This is a genomic window from Streptomyces sp. NPDC051664, assembly GCF_044453545.1.
Lineage (GTDB): Bacteria > Actinomycetota > Actinomycetes > Streptomycetales > Streptomycetaceae > Streptomyces.
Genome location: NZ_JBITCU010000003.1, coordinates 236,939 through 256,529, shown reverse-complemented (window position 1 = coordinate 256,529; position 19,591 = coordinate 236,939). Strand labels below are relative to the sequence as shown.

The 19,591-nt window shown below is 69.9% G+C and carries 31 protein-coding genes; 9 read left to right on the top strand and 22 right to left on the bottom strand.

All coding sequences use genetic code 11. The features are described 5' to 3' along the window. Positions 1-65: 65 nt before the first annotated feature. The 7 genes from ACIA8E_RS07390 to ACIA8E_RS07360 form a co-directional block, all read right to left on the bottom strand. Complete coding sequence (locus tag ACIA8E_RS07390) at positions 66-1,019, bottom strand: hypothetical protein (RefSeq protein ID WP_399295477.1); 954 nt, start codon at positions 1,017-1,019, stop codon at positions 66-68. A gap of 86 nt (positions 1,020-1,105) precedes the next feature. Then, positions 1,106-1,546 (bottom strand): hypothetical protein, encoded by a 441-nt coding sequence (locus tag ACIA8E_RS07385; protein ID WP_399295475.1) that lies wholly within the window; start codon positions 1,544-1,546, stop codon positions 1,106-1,108. A 104-nt stretch (positions 1,547-1,650) separates the two neighbouring features. Further along, positions 1,651-2,475 (bottom strand): class I SAM-dependent methyltransferase, encoded by an 825-nt coding sequence (locus ACIA8E_RS07380; protein ID WP_399295473.1) that lies wholly within the window; start codon positions 2,473-2,475, stop codon positions 1,651-1,653. 90 nt (positions 2,476-2,565) lie between these two features. Then, entirely contained in the window at positions 2,566-5,397 is a 2,832-nt protein-coding gene (locus tag ACIA8E_RS07375) for a ParB/RepB/Spo0J family partition protein (RefSeq protein WP_399295471.1), read from the bottom strand. A 26-nt stretch (positions 5,398-5,423) separates the two neighbouring features. Next, a complete protein-coding gene (locus ACIA8E_RS07370; RefSeq protein WP_399295469.1) occupies positions 5,424-5,810 on the bottom strand; it encodes a hypothetical protein in 387 nt (128 codons plus the stop codon). A gap of 33 nt (positions 5,811-5,843) precedes the next feature. Beyond that, positions 5,844-6,164, bottom strand: a complete 321-nt coding sequence (locus ACIA8E_RS07365; protein WP_399295468.1) for a hypothetical protein — start codon at positions 6,162-6,164, stop codon at positions 5,844-5,846. A gap of 182 nt (positions 6,165-6,346) precedes the next feature. Further along, positions 6,347-6,997 (bottom strand): hypothetical protein, encoded by a 651-nt coding sequence (locus ACIA8E_RS07360; RefSeq protein ID WP_399295466.1) that lies wholly within the window; start codon positions 6,995-6,997, stop codon positions 6,347-6,349. Between the two features lie 180 nt (positions 6,998-7,177). On the opposite strand from ACIA8E_RS07360, the gene ACIA8E_RS07355 reads away from it, so the two are divergent. Next, positions 7,178-7,459, top strand: coding sequence for a sigma-70 family RNA polymerase sigma factor (locus ACIA8E_RS07355; protein WP_326814026.1), 282 nt, complete (start codon positions 7,178-7,180; stop codon positions 7,457-7,459). Positions 7,460-7,475: 16 nt separating this feature from the next. Here the strand turns inward: ACIA8E_RS07355 and ACIA8E_RS07350 are convergent, their stop codons facing one another. The 3 genes from ACIA8E_RS07350 to ACIA8E_RS07340 all read right to left on the bottom strand — a co-directional run bounded on the left by ACIA8E_RS07350 (position 7,476) and on the right by ACIA8E_RS07340 (position 9,032). After that, the gene (locus ACIA8E_RS07350; RefSeq protein ID WP_399295464.1) at positions 7,476-7,955 is read right to left on the bottom strand and encodes a hypothetical protein; all 480 of its coding nucleotides are present in this window, start codon (positions 7,953-7,955) and stop codon (positions 7,476-7,478) included. A 116-nt stretch (positions 7,956-8,071) separates the two neighbouring features. Further along, positions 8,072-8,770, bottom strand: coding sequence for a hypothetical protein (locus tag ACIA8E_RS07345; protein WP_399295462.1), 699 nt, complete (start codon positions 8,768-8,770; stop codon positions 8,072-8,074). 31 nt (positions 8,771-8,801) lie between these two features. Then, a complete protein-coding gene (locus ACIA8E_RS07340) occupies positions 8,802-9,032 on the bottom strand; it encodes a hypothetical protein (RefSeq protein WP_399295460.1) in 231 nt (76 codons plus the stop codon). Positions 9,033-9,498: 466 nt separating this feature from the next. Between ACIA8E_RS07340 and ACIA8E_RS07335 the strand changes: the two genes are divergently transcribed. Continuing rightward, positions 9,499-9,765, top strand: coding sequence for a hypothetical protein (locus ACIA8E_RS07335; protein WP_399295458.1), 267 nt, complete (start codon positions 9,499-9,501; stop codon positions 9,763-9,765). Positions 9,766-9,771: 6 nt separating this feature from the next. Here ACIA8E_RS07335 and ACIA8E_RS07330 read toward each other — a convergent pair whose 3' ends face one another. Beyond that, positions 9,772-9,912, bottom strand: a complete 141-nt coding sequence (locus ACIA8E_RS07330) for a hypothetical protein (RefSeq protein WP_399295457.1) — start codon at positions 9,910-9,912, stop codon at positions 9,772-9,774. Positions 9,913-9,977: 65 nt separating this feature from the next. Beyond that, positions 9,978-10,181, bottom strand: coding sequence for a hypothetical protein (locus ACIA8E_RS07325; protein ID WP_399295455.1), 204 nt, complete (start codon positions 10,179-10,181; stop codon positions 9,978-9,980). Positions 10,182-10,343: 162 nt separating this feature from the next. On the opposite strand from ACIA8E_RS07325, the gene ACIA8E_RS07320 reads away from it, so the two are divergent. Then, on the top strand, positions 10,344-10,517 hold the full coding sequence (locus ACIA8E_RS07320; RefSeq protein ID WP_326814032.1) for a hypothetical protein: 174 nt from the start codon (positions 10,344-10,346) through the stop codon (positions 10,515-10,517). An 87-nt stretch (positions 10,518-10,604) separates the two neighbouring features. Here the strand turns inward: ACIA8E_RS07320 and ACIA8E_RS07315 are convergent, their stop codons facing one another. Continuing rightward, positions 10,605-10,931 (bottom strand): hypothetical protein, encoded by a 327-nt coding sequence (locus ACIA8E_RS07315; protein WP_399295453.1) that lies wholly within the window; start codon positions 10,929-10,931, stop codon positions 10,605-10,607. 76 nt (positions 10,932-11,007) lie between these two features. On the opposite strand from ACIA8E_RS07315, the gene ACIA8E_RS07310 reads away from it, so the two are divergent. Genes ACIA8E_RS07310 through ACIA8E_RS07300 form a run of 3 tightly spaced genes read left to right on the top strand, consistent with a single transcriptional unit; the run spans position 11,008 to position 12,475 of the window. Next, complete coding sequence (locus tag ACIA8E_RS07310; protein ID WP_399295451.1) at positions 11,008-11,337, top strand: DUF6233 domain-containing protein; 330 nt, start codon at positions 11,008-11,010, stop codon at positions 11,335-11,337. A gap of 26 nt (positions 11,338-11,363) precedes the next feature. Further along, the gene (locus ACIA8E_RS07305; RefSeq protein WP_399295449.1) at positions 11,364-12,239 is read left to right on the top strand and encodes a DNA ligase; all 876 of its coding nucleotides are present in this window, start codon (positions 11,364-11,366) and stop codon (positions 12,237-12,239) included. A 26-nt stretch (positions 12,240-12,265) separates the two neighbouring features. Then, the gene (locus ACIA8E_RS07300) at positions 12,266-12,475 is read left to right on the top strand and encodes a hypothetical protein (RefSeq protein ID WP_326814036.1); all 210 of its coding nucleotides are present in this window, start codon (positions 12,266-12,268) and stop codon (positions 12,473-12,475) included. Positions 12,476-12,478: 3 nt separating this feature from the next. On the opposite strand, the gene ACIA8E_RS07295 is transcribed toward ACIA8E_RS07300, so the two are convergent. The 9 genes from ACIA8E_RS07295 to ACIA8E_RS07255 form a co-directional block, all read right to left on the bottom strand. Beyond that, positions 12,479-12,718, bottom strand: coding sequence for a hypothetical protein (locus tag ACIA8E_RS07295; protein ID WP_326814037.1), 240 nt, complete (start codon positions 12,716-12,718; stop codon positions 12,479-12,481). 100 nt (positions 12,719-12,818) lie between these two features. Next, positions 12,819-13,955, bottom strand: a complete 1,137-nt coding sequence (locus ACIA8E_RS07290) for a hypothetical protein (protein ID WP_399295447.1) — start codon at positions 13,953-13,955, stop codon at positions 12,819-12,821. Beyond that, the gene (locus ACIA8E_RS07285) at positions 13,952-14,353 is read right to left on the bottom strand and encodes a hypothetical protein (RefSeq protein WP_399295445.1); all 402 of its coding nucleotides are present in this window, start codon (positions 14,351-14,353) and stop codon (positions 13,952-13,954) included. Before ACIA8E_RS07285 ends, ACIA8E_RS07290 begins: the two co-directional genes overlap by 4 nt. A gap of 33 nt (positions 14,354-14,386) precedes the next feature. After that, positions 14,387-15,151, bottom strand: coding sequence for a hypothetical protein (locus tag ACIA8E_RS07280; RefSeq protein ID WP_399295443.1), 765 nt, complete (start codon positions 15,149-15,151; stop codon positions 14,387-14,389). 4 nt (positions 15,152-15,155) lie between these two features. Continuing rightward, positions 15,156-15,818, bottom strand: a complete 663-nt coding sequence (locus ACIA8E_RS07275) for a nuclease-related domain-containing protein (RefSeq protein ID WP_399295441.1) — start codon at positions 15,816-15,818, stop codon at positions 15,156-15,158. Then, positions 15,815-16,795 (bottom strand): hypothetical protein, encoded by a 981-nt coding sequence (locus ACIA8E_RS07270; RefSeq protein WP_399295439.1) that lies wholly within the window; start codon positions 16,793-16,795, stop codon positions 15,815-15,817. The genes ACIA8E_RS07275 and ACIA8E_RS07270 overlap by 4 nt, the downstream gene beginning before the upstream one ends. An 84-nt stretch (positions 16,796-16,879) precedes the next feature. Then, positions 16,880-17,089 carry a hypothetical protein gene (locus ACIA8E_RS07265; protein WP_399295437.1) on the bottom strand — a complete coding sequence of 70 codons (210 nt, stop codon included), beginning with the start codon at positions 17,087-17,089 and terminating at the stop codon, positions 16,880-16,882. Next, on the bottom strand, positions 17,086-17,247 hold the full coding sequence (locus ACIA8E_RS07260; protein WP_399295435.1) for a hypothetical protein: 162 nt from the start codon (positions 17,245-17,247) through the stop codon (positions 17,086-17,088). Before ACIA8E_RS07260 ends, ACIA8E_RS07265 begins: the two co-directional genes overlap by 4 nt. Then, the gene (locus tag ACIA8E_RS07255; protein WP_399295433.1) at positions 17,247-17,615 is read right to left on the bottom strand and encodes a hypothetical protein; all 369 of its coding nucleotides are present in this window, start codon (positions 17,613-17,615) and stop codon (positions 17,247-17,249) included. Before ACIA8E_RS07255 ends, ACIA8E_RS07260 begins: the two co-directional genes overlap by 1 nt. A gap of 239 nt (positions 17,616-17,854) precedes the next feature. On the opposite strand from ACIA8E_RS07255, the gene ACIA8E_RS07250 reads away from it, so the two are divergent. From ACIA8E_RS07250 to ACIA8E_RS07240, 3 genes are all read left to right on the top strand, one after another. Beyond that, entirely contained in the window at positions 17,855-18,157 is a 303-nt protein-coding gene (locus ACIA8E_RS07250) for a helix-turn-helix domain-containing protein (protein ID WP_399295431.1), read from the top strand. Between the two features lie 212 nt (positions 18,158-18,369). Continuing rightward, the gene (locus ACIA8E_RS07245) at positions 18,370-18,828 is read left to right on the top strand and encodes a hypothetical protein (protein ID WP_399295429.1); all 459 of its coding nucleotides are present in this window, start codon (positions 18,370-18,372) and stop codon (positions 18,826-18,828) included. Between the two features lie 19 nt (positions 18,829-18,847). Next, positions 18,848-19,462 carry a hypothetical protein gene (locus ACIA8E_RS07240; RefSeq protein WP_399295427.1) on the top strand — a complete coding sequence of 205 codons (615 nt, stop codon included), beginning with the start codon at positions 18,848-18,850 and terminating at the stop codon, positions 19,460-19,462. Positions 19,463-19,591 lie beyond the last annotated feature (129 nt).

The following is a 19,591-nucleotide window of genomic DNA, read 5'->3' as shown; positions in this document are numbered from 1 at the left end:
GGGTGGGGTGGAGGAGGGGGCCCGGGGCTGGCGCTTGGAGCGCCGCACCCCGGGCCGGGGGCTGGCTACAGGGCGGGGAAGGTGACGCGGTAGAGCTGGGTGGTCCGCTCGTCGGGCACGTGCTCCCAGTCGGCGATCAGGTCGTGGAGCCTGCTGGCCCGGTCGTGGGCCTGGCGGAGGAGCGTGTCGGCCTCGCCGAGGGTTTCGGTGTCGAAGGGGCCGGTGTCGTCGGCCGTGTCGATCTCGGTGTCGCCGGCGAATACTGCGATGAGGCGGGCAGGGCCGTTGAAGTCGACCAGGGCCGAGGTCGCCTCGGGGGCGAGGGTTCGCAGGATGGTGCCGACCTTCTCGGCAACCACCGGGCCCGTCAGGGCGGGGGGCTGGCTGTCACGGTGAAGGTCGCAGTTGTCGCACCTGAGCTCGTGCCAGTCCATGCACTCGCCGCACACGCACCACCACGAGGAAAAATGCCAAGTCCACTCCCAGCCGCCGACTCCGTAGAGGCCGTCGCGGCTGAGCGGTGAGACGTCGGCGGCCGCGTCGCTGCCTTCGATGAGCCACTGCCAGCGGGCGTGGACGACGACCGAGCGCTGGGCGCCGCGACCGGTGACCTTGCGCCGACGGGCCGCCTTGCGGTCGCCGGGTGTGGCGTGCGTGATCGTGGTGGCCGCAACCGCGTCCCGGCCGACGTTGCGCCACCGGATGCGGACGGCGATCGCTACCCGCTCGTCTTCCCGCTCGTCCTCGCTGTTGTACCGGCAGGTGCCGCCTTCGATGATGTGGACGGTGTCCTGGCTGTCCTCGCGGCCGTCGATCACGTGGATGGTGTCGACGCAGTCGTAGCCGTACTCGTCGGCCATGCGGAGCGTCTGGGCGGACAGCTCGCGGGTGGTGTCGAGGGTGAAGTAGGGGCTCAGCCACCCGTTCCAGCGGTTGGCGGGGTTGAGCTTGCAGTCGAACGGGCCGAGCATGTCGTCGATGCAGACGCGGGTCTGGATCATCTTGCTGTCGCGGGACATGGTGGCGCTCCTTGCGTGCTGTGAGGTGAGTTCGGTTGGCGCCCGGGCGGGCGGGGATTCCCGCCCCCGCCCGCCCGGGCTGGGGTCTAGACGTCGAAGAGGGTGGGCGGCGGCGTCTGGGCCGACATCGGCTTGGCACCGAGCTCGGGCACTTCCTCGCCGGTCTGCTCGGTGAACCACTTCGCGAACTGGATCCGGTGGCACCAGTCGTTCGGGGGGCGCAGCTTGTCGAAGCGGTCGAAGCAGAGCAGGACGAGCGGGCCGTCCGAGCCGCTGGCGGCTGCGATGGTGGCCAGCTCGCGGCGGATGTTCTCGAGTCCGTTGCCGTTGAGCAGTCGCCGGTAGCTGAACTCGTAGGCGTCCCGGGCGTTGATCTTCAGCAGCTCCCGTGTGGGCGTCACGAGGCGCGCGTGACCGGCGAGCTGGTAGGGGAGGGAGAACCGCGGGTGACCGGCCGTGGTCCGGACCGGGGTGCCCATGTGCGGGGCGAACTCCTGGTAGGTGCAGGTCGCGAGGCGGAGACTCATGCCTTGCCTTTCGTGTGCGTTGGTGGGTACAAGATCAACTTTAGTGGCTACCCACTATGGCGGCCAGTTGAACAACCATAGATTCAGGGTGTGTTGCGGGGGGTCTACGCGGCGAACAGGTCGAGCTGGCACGGCTGGCGGCTCAGCCAGTCGTGGGTCCGCAGCGGGCCACCGGCGTAGCCGGGGAGGAACACCAGGCACGTCCGGATCGACGTCCCGCACACGGCGAACGAGTCGTCGGGCAGGACCTCGATCTCTCCTCCCACCTCTTCGACCACCTCGCGGAACTCGGTGCTGGCCTTGTCCGACCACCACATGAGGCCCTGGGACATGATCGAGACGAGGATCCCGTCGTCTTTCATGAACCCGATCGCGTGCTTGATGTGGTCGAGCCCGTTCGAGAACGGCGGGTTCATCACCACCCGGTCGAACCCTTCCGCGTAGTCGAGCGGGTCGAGGTCGAGGAAGTCGCGCTCCACGACCCGGCGGCTGTCGCCCTGTTCGCGCAACAGCCCGGCCCGGTGGGAGTCGAGCTCGACGGCGTCGACGACTCCGCCGCGCTTGGCGATCTCGGCCGTCATGGCTCCTGAGCCGGCCGAGGGTTCCAGCACGGACATCCCGGCGCAGACGCCCGCGAGGTCCACGACTTGCGTGACCAGGCTGGGCGGGGTCGGGAACCAGCCCTGCTCGTTCTTCGTCGGGTACTCACCGGCCGCGAGGCAGTGGCGCATGAACTCCTCGATCCGGTACGGGAAGACGTGGCCCCGGACCGCTTTGCGGCCGTCCCACTTCCCGCTCATCGCCTTGAGCACCGAGTTCACTTGCTCGTAGACCACACGGTCGATCTCGAACGGGATCCGCACCAGGTCGCCGCTGATGACGGTGCGCGGGTCGGTCAGGACGCGGAGGACGTCGGTCGGGAATCGCATGAGGCTCCTTCGGTTCACGGTCGGGTGCGGGGCGGGCACCCACTGGCCTTAGTGGGTGCCCACTAAAGTCCGGGCCTGGAAGCAGGCAGGTCAGGCGGCGTCGACCTCGGCCGGGGCCACCGGGGCGACCGCGTCGGGGTTGATCTCGATCGCACCGGCCCGCACCGCCGCGATGGCCTGGGCATCGCGCAGGTTCTTGATCACCTTGGTCGTCAGACTCCGCAGGTGCTCAATGCGGTGCTGGTGGGCGCCGACCCCTCCGGCAACTCCGGCGAGGAGCAGGGCCAGCTCCTCGGGGTCGGCGGTGGCCAGCTCGGACAGGATCTCTCCGGCGGTCGAGAGCTTGTCGATCTTCTTCGTGAGCTTCGTGCGGTCGGCGATGATCCGCTCGCGCTCCTCCTCGGGGACGTCGTGCGCACCGGGGAGCGGTTCCTGAACGTCGCCCGGCTTGGCCGGGGTCTCGTCGGCCAGGACGAAGAACGAGCCCTGGGACTCGCGGCGCTCCTCCTCGATGCGGGCGGCCTTCACGAACGCCTCGGCGTCGCGGTCGCTGTTGAAGGCGCCGCGCGCGTACTTGGCCAGGAACCGCAGCTGGTTGTCACAGCTCAACTGGGAGGCGTACCAGGCCAGGTTCAGCGACAGGTGCCCCTTGGCGACCGCTTCCTGTGCGGGCTCGCACAGCCTGAGCAGGTCCATCCGCCATCCGACGTATGCCGGGGACTTGCCGCAGACTCCGCCGATCTCGTCGATCGTGTAGCCGCCCTTTTCCAGCCGCTTGAACGCCTTGGCCTCTTCCATGGGCGTCATGTCCGCGCGGCCGACGTTCTCAGCGACGGCCATGGCCAGGATCTCGCGGGAGTCGGCTTCGACGCCGCGCAGGACAAGGGCGGTCATCTCGGTGAGACCGGCCATGCCCGCCGCCCGCCACCGGCGTTCGCCCATGATGATGGTGTACCTGCGGGTTCCGGCGTCGTACCGGACGGTGATCGGCTGGAGCTGTCCGAGCTCGCGCATGGAGCCGGCGAGTTCCTCCAGCTTGGCCTGGTCGAAGATCTCGCGGGGCTGGTTCGGGTCGCGGTCGATCCGGTCGATCGGGATCGTCTTCTGGACCGACTTCGGCTCGGCCTTGGTCTCGGCAGTCTTCTTGGCGGCCGGGGCCTTCTTCACTACCGCCTTCACGGGTGCCTTCTTCGCGGGGGCCTTCTTGGCGGCCGGGGTCTTCTTCGCGGGGGCCGTCTCGGTGACCTCGGTGACCTGGGCGGTGTCGGTGGTGTCGGTCATGATGTCCGGCCTCTCACTGTGCGGTGTGGGGTTTAGTGGGTCGACACTATGACTAACGCGTGACTCTCCGTGAGGTACCGGGCGATTCGGAAGAAATCGCAGGTCAGAGGCAGTTTGCTCACCTCCGGCCGCGTCCTCGACGGGCACCTCCGAGGGGACGTCGGCCGGGGCCTGGCCGTCGTCGACCACCGCGGCGACGTCGGCCGCCGGGAGCTCCTCGGCCGGGGGCTCCGGAGCCGGCTGCTCGTCGACCGCGGGGGCCTCCGGCTCCACCTCCGGGACCGGCTCGATGGCGCGGACGATGCCGCGCCCCGGGCCGCCGGTCCAGGCCCCCGCCCCGTAGGTCAGCCCGGCCCCGGTCAGGAGGGCGGTCACCTGGGACAGGAGCGACTCCGACCACACGGACTCGGTGAACTTCACCCCGTCCGGCGCGGTGATCGTCACGGGCGGGTGACCCTTGTGCGGCTGGTTGTTGCCGTTGAGCCACGTGAGCGTCGCCTCGGTGGCGTCCCACCGGCACTCGACCTTGACCCGCTTCGGGATCTTCGGGTCGGTGCGCTTCTTCGGCTTCTGCGCCTTGGCCTTGGTCTGTGCCTCGTGGATAGCGTCGGCCGGTGCCGCCTCCGAGGCTTCGCGGGCCGACTTCTTGCCGGGGACCTTCCCGTCGGCGAGGAAGGCGTTCATCGCCTCTCCGGGGCATCGGCCCTGCACCTGGGTGTAGTCGGCCGGGTGCGTCGAGACCCGGCCGTTGAGCGTGGCGTCTTCCAGGCTCATGACCTGCTTGGGGGCCAGCCGCAGATTCCAGGCGATGGACAGCGTCTTGGGGTTGACCCGGGCCACTCCGTACCAGGAGCCCGCGTACAGCGCGTAGTCGCCGGGCGCGAAGTCGTCCGGGCCCCACACCTTGACCCCGTCGGCCTTGGCCTTCTCGACGAGCTGCTCCCAGTGGGCGATCTCCTCGGTCAGGTCCTGGATGAGGCGGGCGTGCCGACCGACCGAGACCCAGCCCTTCTCGACCGCGTTGGCATGGGCCCGTTCCTGCTTCCTCAGGTCGGCCTTCAGCCGGTCCAGCCGCCGCAGGGTGCGCTGCGGATCGATCCGGTGCGCCTTGTAGTTCTCGGCCGCCCGGGTCCGGTCCGACCAGTACCCGGCGCGCTCACTCTCGGCGATCATGGCCCGCATGTTCGTGTCGATCCGCTGCTGGTCCCGGCGGGCGCGGCCTTCGCTGTGGTGCCCGACGAGGATCGGCTGGCCGAACTCGAACCGCCGACTGATGTTGTCGGCCGCCGCGCGCCGCGCGTCGGAGGAGGAGGCGGCGCGGTCCGCGCGGTCGCTGAACCGCTCGGCCCGGTCCTCGGCGCGCTGCTCGCGGTCGGCCTCGGCCTCCGCGAACGACCTCCGGGTGTCCTCGTCGATCGTGACCGTCACCTCGTGACCGGCCGCGCGGAGGGCGGCAGTTGCGCCGTCGATCCGCCACATCTGGGCTTCCTTGTCCTGCGACCGCCGGATGTAGAGGCCGGTCACGTTTCGCGAGAACCAGAAGCCGTGATCCCTGACGATCTCGAAGACGCCGTCTCCCTTCCGGGAGCCTTCGAGGAGCGTGCCTTCCGCTCGCGTGTGGGTGATCGTGATGTCTGCCATCTGGCGTGACTCCTTCGTCTGGGTGGTCAGGCGTGGTCGGGGCGGGGGGCGGCGTCGTCCAGGCGCTCGCCGAGCCAGGCGAGGACCTTGGTGGCGCACAGCTCCGCGTCGGCCGCCGCGTCGAGCGGGGCGGGTGAGCCGTCGAAGACGGCGTCCACGTAGTCGCCGTGGGCGTCGTGCAGGTGGGCCGACCAGGGTTCGCGGTGCTTGGCCGCCGGTCGGTCGGCCTGCTCACCGGCGTACATGAGGAGGTGCGGGCCGCCGTAGGCGCGCTGCTCGCTGTCCTGGCCGGCTGGGGCGACGGCCAGGATCAGGTAGCTCATGCCGCCCTCTCCGCCGAGGAAGGCTTGCCGTCCGGCCTTCGCGAGTGCGGCGCGCAACAGGTCGCCTTCGGTGATCGTGACGTCCGCCATCTGGCGAACCTCCTTCTGATTCGGGTCGGGTGGTCAGGCGGTGCGCGCGATCTGGCCGATCGCGGTCGTCAACTGGGCGGGCAGGTTGAGGGTGCGGGCCTCGCGGGCGAGCGAGCTCCACTCGGCCTGCACCCACCGCTGGTGCTTCACGGCGTCCTCGGCGACGGTCACGGCGAGCTTGCGGAGGGCGGCCCGGTCGAGCGCGCCGCGCACGACCGTGCGCCGGACGTCGATCGCACGCTTGGTGTTGCCCTTGCGGATGAGCTGCCGCGAGAGGTCGAGGGCGTCCTCGGCGTCTCCGGCTTCGGCTTCGGCGACCAGGGTGATGTCCTCGATCAGAGTCTCGATGCGCATGGCGCTCTCCCATGGGGGTGGTTTAGTGGGTCGACACTATGACTAACGCTGATCTCTCCTGGGGGTACCGGGGTGACGGGGGGAGATCGGGAAAGTTTGCAGGTCAGGGCCCTGTCGCCCGGCCTCCGCTACTCGCACGGTCGACCGGTGGGCGGGGCCGGTTGGCCCCGCCCTGCTGCCCGTCAGGCGGCCAGGATGTGGCGGCCGGTCGCGGTCAGGGTCACCGGCTGGCCCTCGGTGAGCGTGGCCTCGGTGTCGACCTCCGCCCATCCGTGGCCGATCAGGAAGTCGCCCAGCTCCGTGTCCAGTCGGCCGTCGTCCACGCTGGTGACGTACTTCCAGCCCTCGCGTGCCGTGAAGCCCTGGCGCTTCACGAAGGTGTCCCGGATGAGGTACAGGCCGTGCTTCTGCTCGGCGGTCACCTGCGGGACGGTCACCACGGTCGGCGCCGGAGTCTCCTCGGCCGGGGCGTCTTCGATCTCCATGGTGTCCGTGGCGTCCAGGAAGCGGCGCAGGCCGTCCTGCTCGGCGAACCGGGCCGCGTTGGTGACCAGGCTCGTGCTCATCGAGAACCCGTACATGAGCAGGGCCTCCATGCACTCTTCGCGCTGCTTGGCCAGGCCCTCGCGGACGCCGTGGCGGTCGATGCGCTTCATGAGGTGCATCCAGGGCTTGGCCTTGCCGTCGGCGACCAGGACAGCGTCCATGAGGTGATCAAACTGGGCGCCCTCGATCGCGAGCGCGTCGGTCAGGCTCGCGCGGGTCGCGGCGGCCTCTTCGAAGACGCGGTCCGCGCGGGTGATGAGGTGCTTGTGGGCGGTGCTGGCGTCCATGGCTGGCTCCTTGTGGAGTGATGTGTTTAGTGGGTAGACACTATGACTAACGCCGGACACTCCTCGGGGTACCGGGGTAGCGGGAAGAAATCGAGAAAGATTGCAGGTCAGGGCCCTGCGGGGTCAACAGGCGTACGAGGCGGCACGCGCTCCGTAGTGGGTACCCCCTACACTGCGCGGATGGATCGCCTCGAACTCCCCGCGCCCTTCGCCGACCTCGCCGACCTGGCGGGCGAGCCCACCATCGAGCGGGCGCAGGCCCTCGGCCGCGCGCTCAAGGCCGTGCCCGATCTGCAGGCCTGGCTCCGTGAGCAGAGGCAGCTCACCGTCCGCGCTCTCCTTGACGGCCCACTCACCAAGGAGGACCTGGCCCCGCGCCTGGAGATCAGCCCGCAGCGGGTCGCCGACATTGCCAGCGGTCACGGCCGTTCCAAGGTCAAGCGCACCAAGCCGGCCGCCTGACCAGGCTGTCTGGGGGTCAGTCCCGGCCGTCGTTCTCGGCGAGCTGGAGCACGAGCGGCCAGGCCGAGAACGCCGCGTCGCCGATCGCCCTCTCGTGCTCTGTGGGCCTGTCGGCCAGGTCTCGGGTCCCCTCGTGGAAACCTGCGACCATCTCGGCCGCCTGGTCCGCGAGGTCGTCGAGCACTTCCTGCCGGGCGTACTCCGGGCGCAGGTCGTGCCAGTAGGGGCCCACCTTGGGCGGGGCCCCCTCGAAGGACTCGCCCGCGACCACGAGCGCGTCGACCGTCTCGTGCTCGACCATGTACCAGGCCAGCACCTTGGCCCACGCGCTCTCGGTGCTGTAGCTCTCGACTACGAACAGGTGGGGCAGCTCCCCGAGGTGCCGTCCGGGCCCGGCGACGGCCACGGTGAAGGCGCGCACCGTCTGCGGCAGGTCGTACAGCCGCGCTCCGGTGAACTCGGCCTCGACCGGCTGGGGGGTGGCGGTGGTGCTCATCGTCTTGGTCCTCTCTGTCCGGACACCGACCGGACCGTTGTCCGGACGGTGTCCGCGTGCTGGCGTTCTTGCAGGTCGACGCACGTCCGGACGTGTCCGGACACGCTGTCCGGGGATCAGGCGGCTGCGAGCTCGGCACTGAGGCCGTCGGTGAACGCGGCGGCCGTGTCGCGGGTGGGTTGGGCGGTCTTGATGAGCTGCCAGATCCCGCCGGGGGTGATGGCGAACGGGACGGCCAGCTCGGCGAGGATCAGGCCGCCGTCGAACACGGTCAGGTGGCCCGGCAGGTGGACGGCCGTGCGTGTGCCCTCGTTCGGCCGGTAGGTCGTCGGGAGCTGGTCGGCGCGGCCGTGGAGGGCGACGTCGTCGGCCAGGCGGTCGTAGTCGCTGTGCAGGCGGATGAGCGCGACGAGCACGGCATTGGCTACTTCCTCGTCGCGGCAGTCGAGGTGCCGGGACAGGTCGAGGAAGCGGGCGCGCAGCTCGTTCTCCCGGCGGACGTGCTCGGGGTCGGCGGGGAGCAGGTCGGGCAGGTCGGGCGCGTAGCCGATGGCGAGTGCCGAGACGTAGTCGATGACCGCGGCCGGGATGCCGGTCTCCGCACGGGCGGCGGTCATGCGGGCGCGCCACAGGGCCTGGTCGGCCTCTTCGGGGACGCGGTCACTGTCGGCCGCCTTGCGGAGGATTCCGGCCGCCCGGGTCAGGTTCGTGGCGATCGTGCGGAGCGCGGTGGCCTCGGGGTGGCCCTGGGCGCGGTCTCGGACGATCGCGGCGAGGAGCTGGGCGCGGGCGGCGGCTGTCACGTGCGCGTTCATGTCGGAAGTCCTCTCGGTCAGGGGGCGGGGGTCAGCTGGCGAGTTCGATGGCGTGGACCGCGATGCGGTGCTTGCACATGTGCGCGGCCTTGAGGCCGGCCGGGCAGTTGCAGGCGGCTCGCGCGGTGCGGTAGTTGCTGCTGCCGTCGCTGCTGACCACGAGGAAGACACGGTTCTTCTTGGTGGCGCGGAGGGGGATGACCGCGCCCTGTTCCAGCAACTCAGTCGCCTTCTCGACCAGGTGCGGCTTGTACTGGCTCATCTCCGGCGCCTTGGTCGCGCGCCGGAGCCGAGCTCGACACTTCGGGCCGTAGCCGTCGACCGAGGGTCGGCGGAGGATCCTGCGGCACTTGAGGCATCGGACGGGGTGAGTGGTGCTGACCGGTGCGCTCATGTCCGCCTCTTTCTTGGTGGTTTGTGGTTACATCCACCATTCTTTCCCAAGTCGACTTGGGAAAACCAGATTGGGCAGCTGGAGTAGGCAATGAAATGGCAAAGTGTGCAGGTCAGAGGCATGCCCCGGATGCGCCCGGCCAGCAGAAAGCCCCGCCTTCCACCATGGAAGAGCGGGGCTTCCTGCTGCGCCTGGACTACTGCCGGGGCGCGCGGTGGCCGGTCCGCCGGGCGCACGGGACGGGGGCGCCTTCCGCGAATTCCCGCAGGTCGGAGCCACCAACTCCACACGGCTAACGGGTTTGCCCAACTCCCCTTGTGGAAGACTCGACCGCATGACCACGCGAAAGAGCGCCGAGCCTCATGAGCCCAGCCAAAACCTCACCGACGCCCTCGAAGAGCTGGCCAAGGCCGAGGAGCTGCTGGAGGAGAAGCGGCAGGCCGCGCGGAAGGCCGTCGCCGACGAACTGCGTACGTCCGGCCTGTCTCACGCCAAGATCGCGGCGCTGACGCCGTGGACGGAGGAGACCGTGCGAGGCATCGCCAAGGAGCATGGCGTCACCCCGAAGCGGAAGCCGACTGTGCGCTCCATCAAGGACTGACGTCGGTCAGCTCCGCCGGGCCGATTCGCGGCCGCTGGTCTTCGCCTGAATGCGGGCGATGTCCACCTTGGCCCGGGCGATGACCGTGACGACTGCGACACCGCAGCCGCCGAGGAGCACCCACACGAACGCTGTCGTACCCGCCATGCCGCCACCTTCCGAATTCACCGGCCGGGGAGCATACCCCCACAGAGCCGACAGCGCGGGCGGTATCAGGTGTCCCCGTCCGGCCAGGACTTCAGTAGCCGACCGCCGTCTGCCTCGTCGGTGAGCGTGATGCGGGCACCGGCGCGGCTTCCGCGCTCGCCGATCCACCGCGTGTACTTCTTCTCGGCAGTCGGCAGGTCGGCCCACCAGCCGTGCATGACGGGCCTGTCGCCGGTGAACAGGGTCAGGTGAAATCGCAGGGTGCCCACGACGGCAGGCTACGACGTCCCCCATTCGGCCCGCAGTGGTTGCTGTGGTGTGGAGGTGGGGGTGAGCTGTCACTGCGCCCAGCGATGGTCACGGGCGCAAGGAGGGGCGTCCCTCGCCGAATAAGCGGGGCCAGCCTCCCACCGACGAGACTTGGAGAGTTCATGCCGTACACCAAGGGACAGCGCGTGGAGTACCGGAACAAGCAAGGCGAGCAGGCGCAGGGTCTGATCCAGCGCGCCGAGGGCCAGGGGCAGCAGGCCAAGTACGCCGTCAAGAACGAGAAGAGCATGCAGGAAGAGCTGGTCCCGGAATCCAAGATCGAGCGGCAGCTGTAGTAACGACCCTGCCGACGCGGCCGCCGTTGCACCGAACGAAGGTGCAACGGCGGCCGCTCGTGTTTCACCGCAGCTGGATCAGGGCCGCTACGACTCGGCGGCCACAATGGTCAGGTCGACGCCCGCTTCGTGGGCTGCCTGCCGCAGAACGGCCAGCGTGTCCGCGAGCGGTGCACGAGGCCCGCCGCGGGGAGTGGTGGCGAGGAGGCAGGGCATGCAGCGGTCCAGCCAGCGGCGGCCGTGCCCGGGCGGGTCGACGACCCCGGTCGCTCTTGCGGGCTCACCGCAGAGCGCGCATGGATGGCTGCCATCGAGCCGCTCGACGCCGGCGCTCTGGCGTGGCGCCCACGGTGGGGCAGGGTCCAGCCGTGACGGGTCGATGCCGAGGGATCGCAGCAGGTCAACGTCGGACATGCGGCTCTCCCTCCTGTCGGCTTTTGCGGCGTACGCAGCCTGATGGTACCCAAGCGCCCGGCGTAGACTCGAACACATGTACGACCTTCCGCCCGATCTACCCAGGCTCCGGACGCTGCGGACCTGGTACGCCATGTGGGTAGATCGCATCGACGAGGCGATCGCGGCGGCCGAGCAGCGGGAGAGAGAGCGGCAACAGGGCGAGCGGGCGCGGCCTCCACAGCCGGACTGGATCATGGAGCTCGGCATCGGCGTCGGCTCCCGACCGATCGAGGTCCACGTCGGCGGGTGCTACGCGGCAGGGAAGCGGCGCCGGGCCATCAGCCGCGAGCAGGCCCTCGCTGCCCTCGCCGACGGGATCCGGGCCTGCATCCACTGTCGGCCCGACACAGAGCTCGTGCTGTGAGCGAGCTCCGGACGCAGGCTAGGCATGTGGAGTTCCCGATCAAGGTGGCACTGGCCCAGGCCGTCCCGACCCTGCCCGACGGGCCAGGCTGGTGGTACGAGCCCAAATTTGACGGCCACCGCACCATCCTCCGCCGCACCGACGACACAGTGATCCTGTACGCCCGGTCCGGGAGGGTCGTCACGCCGTACTGGATGGACTTGGCCGTGGCCGGCATGGAACTGAGGCCGGGCACGGTTTTGGACGGGGAAGCGGTGATCTGGAGTGAGGGCAGGCTCGACTTCGGAGCCGCGCAGTCCCGCGCAGCGTCATCCATGACCCGGGCCCGAGCCCTGGCTACCAGACACCCGGCCTCATACGCCTGCTGGGACGTCCTGCAGCACCCAGACCCGGAGATCGGGGATTGCCGAAGCCTCCCCTACGTTGAGCGCCGCGCCTACCTTCTGGAACTGCTGGCCGACGTGGGGCCGCCGATCCAGGCCGTCCCAGCCACGGACGACCGGAGTGTGGCCTTGCACTGGTACGAGACGCTCTCGGCACAGGGCATCGAGGGGGTACTCGCCAAGCGCGGCAGTGCCAGCTATCCGTCCGGGCGCCGCGGATGGATGAAGGTCCGACACGCCGACACCGAGGACGCCCTCGTGGTCGGCTTCACCGGGCCACGGCTACGGCCACACCGGCTCGCCCTGGCCGTCGGCGACGAAGGCGGCCCAGTACGACTGTCCGCCCGCCTGACGTCTGTCCTCGCCGGCAACATCGGAGCCGCGCTATCCGATGCGGCTGTGGTGGGCGACCGGCGGACGCACGGCGAGACGTACAGCCGGATAGAGACCGACCTTGTCGTCGAAGTGCTGGCCGGGTCGGGGCGGCACGGAACGCTCACCGTGGTCCGAATGCGATGACCTACGACCAGTCGCACCCTGGAGGGATGAGCGCGCCGATAGTCGTCCACGGCCTCTCGCCGTCCGGTGGGCGGAGGGTCACCATCAACGGGCAGATCGTCGGGCTCGCCCACGACGACCGCGACCTCGTCGAATTCCTGAGGCGGGCCGGACTCGATGACGCCTGGGATCTTCTCGACGACCCGCACTGGATCGAATGGCACGGCAAAGGGGCCCACCGGTACGAAGCGGCGTGACCTCTACCCGAAGCGGTAGAGCAGCCCGAAGACGATGACGAGCATCATGATCCCGCCGACGATCCACTGCTCCCGGGGGACGTCGAAGACGTTGAACTTGTCCGGCTCCATGACCTGCTCGCCGTCCGGGACATGCCCGCCGTGGAAGAGGTTCCGGTGCTTGCTCCGCTCCTCGTCCAGGCCGTGGCGCGTGACGACGGCCGGTGAGGTCGTGCGGCACTGCTCGCATCGGTAGGCGTACATCCCCGTCCCCTTCACTTCAGATCACTTCCCATGATGGCGGACTTTCCGGTCCTGTGGCTACGGTCCGCATCGGATCACAAACCGAGCGTGGTGTTCGAGGTCAGTCGGTGCGGCGGTATTCGATCTTCCAGGCGGCCGGTCCCCGGTCTGTGTCCGGGACGATCCGGTGGCCCTTCTCCAGCTCCTCCCGCGTCCACTGGGTGCGGTATGCACCCAGCCCCTCTCGGGGGGCGTTGGCGGCGTTGTTGGCGTTGTTGTTGGCGGGCTCGGCGGCCTCCTGGGCCCCCTCCTGGGAGAGGGGGAGGGGCGGGAAATCGTGGTGGTGGACGCCGGGCCCATTCCCGGCCGGTGTGCGCACCCCCGGGCGGTGGGCGATACCGGCCCCATCCAGCACCCTCTTCACGGCCGCGGTGGAGGGGAGCAGGAGGTGCTTGGCGAGGGCCGTGTGGAGCACTCCGGAGCCCCCTCGGTAGAGGTGGTGCAGCGCCCGGGTCAGGTCCTCCCGGCAGGGGTCCGGGGAGGACTCGACGAGGGGGGTCTCGTCGTCCTCTCCGTCGGCCTCGCCCGGGGACTTCGCGGGAGTGTCGCCGCCGCTTTTACCGCGACGGGAGAGGCGGCCGAGGAGACCTCGCCGGGGCTCGGCGGGGGCGTCCTCCGTGCTCACCTCGGGGGTCTCGTCGTCGTCCTCGGCGGGGGCGCCCTTGCTCTTCTCCCCCGCGCCCTTCTTCTTCGCCGGAGCCTTCTTCGGCTTCGACTCTGGCGCCTTGATGTGGCCGAGGCCGGCCAGGATCACGGTGGCGAGGAGGGCGACGAGCACGAACCAGCGCGTGCCCGGGTATCGCGTCGCGGTCTTCGCGACGGCGTACGCGACGAACCCGGCACCGGCGCCTCGGGCGGCGCGTGTTCCGTGCTTCCCGATGTGGCCGGACAGCCATCCGGCGAGGAGGACCAGGAGGACGCCGACGCCTCGGGCGAGGACGAAGAGGCCGACGGCGACGGCGCGCAGGCCCCGGCCGGTGGCGCGGAGCAGCGGCGGGCCGCCGACGCGGCCGACCTCGACGGCGAGCGGGCCGAGCTCGGCGAGAGGGCGCACGTCGTAGTACGGCCGCAGGCTCGGTATCCAGCCACGGGGCTCCTCTCCCCCGTCGATGTCGCCGACCGGAGGGTTCTCGAGCTGGTCGTCGACCGGGAGGTCAGGCTCGGGGTCGGGGACAGCGTGGAGGTGGGCGGCGCTCACGCGAGGCCCCGCATGATCACGGCGATCTTGGTGGCGACGATGGCGAACCCGCCGCCTGCGCCGGACGCGACGTACCAGAACACGATGCCGAGCATCGAGACGCCTCGGGTCGTCAGCTTCTTGTAGAGGATGATGATCAGCAGCGTGAGGGCGAGCCCGGCCATGCTGTAGCCGGGGAACACGTTGGTGAACATGCCGATCCCGTCGCGCACGAGGCTCGACACGATGTCGAAGGGCGGGCCGGCCGCGTTGTACGCAGCTCCGGCGATCATCGACAGGACCAGGCAGGCACCCCAGCCGAGGGGCTTCATCTTGCCGCCGGTGCTGGTGCCGAACCACAGGAGTGCGCTCAGGGCACCGGCGAGGCCGACGGCGCCGAGGGCGGGTAGGAAGTCCATGCTGCGTGTTCCGTTCCGGGATCGGGGGCGGGGTCAGGCCGGGGTGCCGTACAGCAGGACGCCGACGATCACTGAGACGAGCGGCACCCGGGCGGCGAGCGCGAAGACCGGCAGCCAGTTACGGGTGCGCTGGTCCAACATCCAGATCGCGACGGCAACCGCGTACCAGACGCACACGTAGAAGTCGGTCCACGAGTCGTACGTCGCCACCAGGTAGGCGGTCTCTGCGGTGAAGAACTGCGGGACGCCGAGCCCCCAGGCGAGGGCGAGGGCGCTGCCGTTGTAGAGGCCGTGGCGGGTCAGCGGGGACATCCCGGTCCACGCCTCGACCAACGACTTCTTGGGCGACTTGCCGCGGTTGTACGTGGGGCGGCTGTAGACCCTTTTGCCGGAGCCGCGCATGCTCCAGCCGCGCCGGGCCCGGGCCGGGGCCTTGTCGCCTCCCTTCTCTCCCTCCTCGTCGTCCTCCTCTTCGTACTCGTCGTCTTCCATGTCCTCGGGCACGGGGAGCTGCGTGTCGCAGTCCTGGCACCAGTACGCGACGAGCTGGCCGGTGAGGCGGGCGTGGACCGCATGCGGGTGCGGGTGCTCGCACGGCTCCTCTTTGGGGGCCTGCTTGTCCAGGTCGACGACGTCGCGCTTCGGCTCCCACCAGTTCGGCAGTCGGCCGCCTCCGCGTGCGGGCTGGGCCGGAACGGTGACCACCGGGTCTGTGCCGGTCTCGTCGGTGTCGTCGGGCTCGGTCACGGTCGTAGAGCTGTTGAGCCGCTGGATCAGGGCGCGCGGGCGGAGGTCCATCGGGTCACTTCCTTCGGTACGGCTTGAAGAGGCGGGCGGCACGCTGGCCGGGGTGCTCTCCCACCGCGCGGTGGCGGCGGGCCAGAGAGCGCAGGACGGGCACCGTGCGGTCGGCGGGGACGATGCGGATGCCGTCGAGCACCAGCTCGCCGCCGACGAGCGGGGCGCCTTCCATGGAGACGAGGGGAATCGCGGGGCAGCCGAGGACGCAGGCGACGGTCCTGGCTTCGTGGCGGATGCCATCCAGTCGCCGGGTGACGTCGCGGTTGCCGTGCATGAGCCGGCCGGACTCGGCCTTGAGCGGCCAACGGGCCGACCACTTCTTGCTGTCGAGGACGATCACAACGCCGCCCGGGCTCACCAGCAGGTGATCGACATTCGCGTTGCCGGTCGGCAGCGCACGGTCGTGGAGGACCGTCCAGCCCGCCCGGGCAAGCGGCTTGAGGCGGCCCGCGGTGGCCTCCTCCCCCATCGCCCCGGCGGCCCACTGGTTCGCCTGGCGACCACGCGCGGTCTGGATGCCGACCAGGTCGGCGAGGCGCACCAGTGGACTGCGGAGGCGGCGGGCGCGGGCTGCGGCCGAGGACCCGGCGCCGGGCCGCCGCCGTAAGCGCTGGAGATACCAGGCGACGGCAACGGCCACGACGACGACGTGAGCGAGAGTCACGACGCTTTCCGCGACGGGTCGACGCGCAGCGCGGTACGCCGCACCGTGTCGGCCAAGTTCGACCGCTCGGGGTGGCCCGCCGTCTTCACCGCGGTGACGAGGTCGGCGTCGCTGACCTTCGGGTTCTGGGCGATGACCTCGCGGACGATCGCGGCGATCGACTGGCGGTCGATCTCCGTGACCGTCGGGACGGGCGCCTGCTGCTCGTCGCCTCCCTGGCCGGCTGCCGGGGGGACCGGAGCGGACGGGGCGGGCTCGGGCGTCTGCTCGGCCGGAGGGAGACTCGTCGTCGCCTGGGCGCTGGCCAGGATCGCCCCGGCAGCCTGGTACTCGACGCCCCCAACCGCCCGCTGGTAGGCGGCCCGACGGTTGAGGCGCAGCAGACGACCGGACAGCAGCTCGCGGCTAGCCAGCTTCTGCTCCTGCTGGGTGACCCAGTGCGCGACACCCTCATCGAGCGGGACGGCGTGGTGCCGGATCAGCAGCGCCCACAGGCCCTTGGACAGCAGGTCAATGCAGGCGCCGAAGCCACCGGCCCACGGCTGGTTCAGCGTGTGGCCGTACGTGAAGACGGCACCCATGCTGATCGCCAGAGCGACCCATCCGGCGATCCGGGCGGGCTGGGCCTGATCCGGGTTGATCTTGCTTAGCCACTCAAGTGCCAGGCAGCTCAACCAAGAAGCCGTGAAGACGACTCCCATGCCGTAGGCCACGGGCTCCGGCACCATCTTGGACAGGAGGCCGCCGACGCTCGCGGTGGTCGCCACGACGGCGATCAACGTGATGACGACTGCGAGGCCGATGACACCGCGCAGGATCATCTCGTCCCACTCACGGGGCGGTACCGGCTCCCACGCAACGTAGGGCACCTTCCGCGTCGAGGGGACACCGTCGATGACGGTCGTCTCCTCCCGATGACGGGTGATCTTGCGGTACTTCACTCCTGGGATGCGCGGCTGGTCGGTGGCCTCGTCCATCGCTCTTGCCTCTCTGTGTGGCGATACAGGGATGGCCGACCCGCCCCCGAGGAGAGGAGGGGCGGGCCGGCCGGTGCGCCGCCGTCAGCGGTGCCGGTCGCGCTCGCGGCGGCGGTCTTCGTCCTCCCACGCCTGACCGGCGCGGGCGGCGGCCCGGACATCACGGGCCCGGGTGGCCCGGTCTTTGGTCTTCTGCTTGCGGGCCGCCTTTTCACTGGCGGACTCGCGACCTGCGTACTTCGTCTCCGCGAGCTCGCGGTCGTTGCCGCCCGTGAGCCATCCGAAGCCCTTCATGCGCGTCGCCCCCTCGGAGCTCCGGCGGCCTCGTGCCCGTGGGCCTTGGCCAGACCAGACGCGAGGCTGGCCCCGTCCACACGGTCGGCCCGCTCAGCGGGGGTGCCGTATTGCTTCTTCGCCTGGGCGAGGAGTTCGGCGGCGGTCTCTTTCGCCATCAGGCGTGTCCCCCCGCCCGAAGCGCGCGCGTCTGCTCGCTGTCCTCGCTGCGCCAGTCGTAGCCGCACGCCTTGGCAGCCTTCAGCAGCAGCAGCGCGAACTCGCCGCGGGTAATCCCCTCCGGGGCCTCCGGCGCCTCGGCAAGCGCCGCCCGGGACATCTGGGCCGCCCCAATGAACCTCGAACGGTCGGCCAGCTTGTACGCCTCCGCACCGACGCACACCAGGAGCGCATGCGGCTCCAGGACGTCGGACGGGTCCTTGGTCGTGAAGTGAGCGGCGACCATGGCCAGCACGCGGCCAGCGGTCACCCTCGGGTCTTCGGTCTCCGCGGCGACACTCCCCGCAGCCTGATCAGTAGAGTTCATGCGTCAGCTCCTGTTAACGGCAGGTGTCTGGCGTCCCGGCCCGTGTGCGACCACGGATCGGGGTTGAGGCGGTGCCCGGAGTGCGACCTCCGGGCACCGCCGCTTTCAGCAGCCCCGGCCACCGTGTGCGACCACGACGGTTGGGGCTTTGTGCTGAGCAACGTGGGTTGCCTTGATAACCACTGTAGGGGGCCCCTACAGTGGCGTGCAAGCGGCCCGCCCAAACGAAGGTGGCCGAAGTGGGTGACGAGGAGGTTCAGCGGGTGTCAGACGCCCTGGAGGCTGTCGAGCAGATCGCGGACCGAGAGGAGCGGGTCAGGGCCAAGAGCCGGATCATGGCCCACCAAGTCGAGCGCAATAAGGTCTGGTCGCGCGAAAGAACCGAGCTGATCCGCGAGTTGTGGGACAACGGAAGCGGTCTGTCCTACCGGCAGATTGCAACCCGTCTCGACATCAAGCTGAGCACGGTGCAGGACGCATTCCGGGACTACAAGGGGTCGGGATCACACCGCCCGAAGGTGCCCAAGCCCGAAGACACGTAGGGCGGCCGGGCGGCGTGGACGGCCGCCCGGCCCGGGATCTCACGCCCGCTTTCGCCCGGGAGGGTACAGGGGCGGCGGAATCGTGCACGCCCGGTGGACAGCCCTTGTGTCCGACCGTGTGGTCGAGATGTGCCCCGCACGAGCGGTTACCGAAGGTTCGTGGGTTTCATGCCGGGGGCCGTCGTTACGGTCTGCCAGCGAGGAAGGGCGTCATGCGCAATCTTTGGCTTTCAGTGGTCGCGGCGGCTGTTGCTGCCGGTGCTCTCACCGCGTGCACGAGCACCGGGGAGAGCGACGGGGCGGCGGTGCGGGAGTCCGCGCCGGCTGGGGTGGATGCCGCCGGTGGGGCCAAGGCGGGCGCGAAGTCCGAGGCTTTGAAGGACGTCACGATCGTCAGGTCCGGGGTTGAGGACCACGAGGTGTGGGGCCCCGGGGCGTACGTGGTGCACTACAAGATCACGAACAGCGGGAAGGGCGCGGCGGATTACTTCGCTCAGCTGGAGTTCCTGGACGCCGATGGTGACGTGCTCGGCAGGACCGGGGTAACGGCGGACAAGCTCGGGCCGGGGAAGTCGAAGCAGGCGGACACGGCGCCGCTGGAGTCGGAGATCGAGAACGGGAAGCCGTCGGATATCAGGGATGTCCGGGTGACGCAGGTCGACCGGACCTGACGGCGGCATAATTCGGCGGATGGATCAGGGGATATCGGCTCTCATCGTGGCGGGTATAGGCATCGGCGGTGTGGTCATTACGTCGTGGGTTGGCTACCGAGGTGCCCGCCAGGCGGCTTCGGCCCAGGTCGCGGCCGCACTGCAGGGAGTTCAGGCGCAGGCGCGGGTGGAACTGGAAGCATCTCGGCGGCAGGCGCGGGGCGAGGCGTACGCCGGATTCCTCGGGCAGATTGATGCTGCCCGTATGGCGATCGATCGGGCCCACCAGGTCGGCTACAACGCTGTCATATGGATACAAGTTGAGCGCGAGGGCTACGACATCGCCCCGCCCTTGCCCTCGGATGCCGGGTCCATCCGTAGCACTATGGAGGCGCGCGTCGAGGACCTGTGGCTTCGGCCGTCCGTCCTGCGGATGCTCGGGGATGCCCAGCTCGCGGATGACGCGGAAGCGTTGGTCAGGCTGGCACGTGAAGCAGTCGACCAGTTCGTCTTCGTCGACCGGGCCGAGGGCGACGGCCCCCGGTCCATGGAGCCCGTTTACGATCGCATCCGGACCAAGCTCGACGACCTGAGCGCCGGTATCCGCTCGTGGGCAGAGTCAGCCGTGAGCAGCCTGGACCGCTCCGGGCAGTAGTAGTTGCACGCCAACAGCCCGGGCCGGGTGCGGCTGGGGCAGTCGGCGTGCCGTGGTGGGGGGACCCGGGGCATGCCGATGACGCGGCCGGATGTGCGCGCCTGCGCTCGTGGCAGCCAGTAGCGTGCG